Raw genomic sequence first — 629 nt, 5'->3', positions numbered from 1 at the left:
ATCAGCTACACCCTGGGCAGCAACCTCGAGAACCTGACCCTCACCGGCAGCGACCAGCTCGACGCCACCGGCAACGCCCTGAACAACGTGCTGATCGGCAACAGCGGCAACAACGTGCTGGACGGTGGCCTCGGCGCCGACGTGATGATGGGCGGCTTCGGCAACGACACCTACATCGTCGACAACCTCAAGGACACGGTCACCGAAACCAGTACCCTGGCGAGCGAAATCGACACCGTACGCGCCTCGGTGAGCTGGRCCCTGGGCGCCAACCTGGAAAACCTCACCCTCACCGGCAGCGAYAACCTCACCGGCGTCGGCAATGCCCTGAACAACGTGCTGACCGGCAACAGCGGCAACAACATCCTCAACGGCCAGACCGGCCTGGACACCATGATCGGCGGCGCCGGCGACGACACCTATATCCTCGACCAGGCCGGCGAACTGGCACTGCTGCAGGAAACCGTCGACCAGGGCCGTGACCTGCTGAACATCAGCTACACCTCGACCCTGGCCAGCAGCACCGTCGACCTCAGCCAAAGCAACCTGCAGAACGTCGAAGATGTCACCGTCACCGGCCTCGGTGCCTTCACCGTGATCGGCAACGACCTGAACAACACCCTGCTCGG

The 629-nt window shown here is 63.6% G+C and carries 1 protein-coding gene; it reads left to right on the top strand.

The features are described from left to right. Positions 1-629 (top strand): calcium-binding protein (locus tag AC1DLB_RS31535; protein ID WP_477779377.1); only part of this gene is annotated, 629 nt, incomplete at both ends.

This window comes from Pseudomonas sp. 05N434, from assembly GCF_056396965.1.
The sequence above is the reverse complement of the archived record's forward strand: the minus strand, read 5'-3'. Positions and strand labels throughout refer to the sequence as shown.